General features: G+C 62.3%; 2 protein-coding genes and 1 pseudogene. 1 reads left to right on the top strand and 2 read right to left on the bottom strand.

The window, feature by feature from the left end; all coding sequences use genetic code 11:
* Window positions 1-253, top strand: a 253-nt coding sequence (locus tag FV233_RS29255) for a hypothetical protein (RefSeq protein ID WP_147899619.1), incomplete at its 5' end; no start/stop codon positions are given.
* Between the two features lie 211 nt (window positions 254-464).
* Here the strand turns inward: FV233_RS29255 and FV233_RS29250 are convergent.
* Both FV233_RS29250 and FV233_RS31515 read right to left on the bottom strand, forming a co-directional pair.
* Window positions 465-728 carry a hypothetical protein gene (locus tag FV233_RS29250; protein WP_147853176.1) on the bottom strand — a complete coding sequence of 88 codons (264 nt, stop codon included), beginning with the start codon at window positions 726-728 and terminating at the stop codon, window positions 465-467.
* 1,094 nt (window positions 729-1,822) lie between these two features.
* Window positions 1,823-2,001, bottom strand: a pseudogene (locus FV233_RS31515) (porin family protein); the annotation flags it as partial.

Raw genomic sequence — 2,001 nt, 5'->3', positions numbered from 1 at the left:
CCGTATCGCCGCCGTCGCCACTGCACTTGTCTTTGGCGTCGCTTCGATCTCGTCAGCCATGGCCGCCAACGGCGCCCGTTGGACCGGCTTCGTCACGCAGGATGTCACAACTACCGGCTCGCTCGGGCTCGGCGTGCACGACCACCCGAACTACGACCGCTGCCCTATGAGCTCGGCGGCAGAAGGTAATGCCGATCAGCAAACCCGTCCCGTGAAGCAGTACGGCCAGACCGCAGGTGGATACCGCTGCTAGTCCGGATCTCGGGACTCAACGCATGGCGTTGAAAGCCTTTTCCTACGCGATGATCGGCGTTTTCGTGAGCGGTCTTCTCATGACGCTCATAGGCTCGGCCAGTCAGCTTCTGGGCTCATAACCCTCTTGTCGGTAGGCAGGCTGAGCCGCCGAAAATGATTTGATGGATCGGCGGGGTGAGAGCCCCGCCGTTTCTATGCCAACGGCAGCTTCAGGCGTCCTCGGACCGCCCCTCCGCCGCGTACCAAGGCAGCAGCGCGTAATCCATCATCTCCTTGACGGCCGGGCCAGCCACGCCGCGTGGGTCCTCGCTACCGGTCATCTTCAAGCTCAATGCGAGAGCTTCGATGATGGTGTCGCGTTGCTTTTGGCTCATCAGCGAGATGGCCGTCCCCAGCGTCTTCTGCAGGACCTCCACTCGGACCGTTAGGTCACGTAGCTCTTCAAGCAGCACTTTCTCGAGGGGTGATGACAAGGCTGGCTCCGGATTTCCGTTCTACATCGTTGATGTAGCGCGCTTGCCCAGCTTGGCCTCCGCCTCCTTTGTGAGGCCGTCTATCTGGCTGCCCACCCCTATTTTGATCCGGACACACCACGAGAGCTCGCGCTCGGCAGTCTGCCCCATTGAAAGGCCAAGCTCGAAATGCGACTTTGGGTTGAATTAAGTTCGGAGAAGTTGTGATGCAGGCATCAGAATGCTGCATCATCAGGGTGGCTATCGCTGCCAGCCTAGGCTGGCTGATCGCAATGCCCCTGATGTTGAAGCACGGCGTGCTCGCCGCCTTGTTTGTCAGTCCCCTATTCGGGACAGCGGCGGCGATCGCGGCGATGACCCTGTTCTGGTTCGTGAGTTTGTTCGTCTCGTCAGAACCTATGGCGCCTCGAACCTCTGACGTTGGTCGGTAGCAATCCCTGCTGCGTCACCCTGTGAACGGTCCGCTTCCTACAGGGGAAGGCGGGGCCAACAGAAACCTTACCGACCTCTTACAGTGCTGGTGTTCCAGAACACGTCGGACCCGAAAGCTTGGGCATACATCAGGATCACACCGCGACGACAGTCGCGAACCCGATGGAGACGACGATGACCTGGACGAACCGCATCACCATAGCTGCCACGCTGATCGGCGGAGCTTTTGCACTGATGACCTACGCGCAGGCACTGAGCCTGCCCACGCACTTCGTGTAAGTGAGATGGTAAGGGGCCTGAACTGGCTCACGCCTGGGCCCCCAATCCCACCTCGAACTCGGCCATCTCCTATTCGCGGACCTTGGCATCCACCGTCACGCTACGCCCAGAATGCCCGGCACAGATCGCAGCCTGACGGCCTGGCGAGTTGCGACGAAGTCATGGTGACCCGCGACCGGATTGGATCCCGACACGAAAAAACACCCCGGGAGCGGATGCTCGCGGGGTGTTGCCGACCTCACGGCCAGATTGATCGGGCTGGGGATCCGGAGGCCGACGAGTTGTCGGCACCTTCCGCGGCGGGGAGCGAGGAGGAGGACCAACACCTCTCGCCCGCCGGCCGCATCTCCCGGCGTTGAGGCCGGGAGCAGCGCGATCCGATACTAGTACGAGCCGAACTTGTAGTTCAGGCCGGCGCGGACGACGGCGAACTCGTCGTCGCCGCCGACGGTGGAGCCGGTGCGGAAGCTGTCGTTGCCGGCGTAGCCGCCGAACGAGCGGTCGGCGCTGCCCGAGCCGTAGGCGAAGCCGCCGGTGCCGTACACGAGGGTGCGGTCGAAGG

It is taken from the genome of Methylobacterium sp. WL7 (assembly GCF_008040085.1).
Taxonomy (GTDB): domain Bacteria; phylum Pseudomonadota; class Alphaproteobacteria; order Rhizobiales; family Beijerinckiaceae; genus Methylobacterium; species Methylobacterium mesophilicum.
The sequence above is the reverse complement of the archived record's forward strand: the minus strand, read 5'-3'. Positions and strand labels throughout refer to the sequence as shown.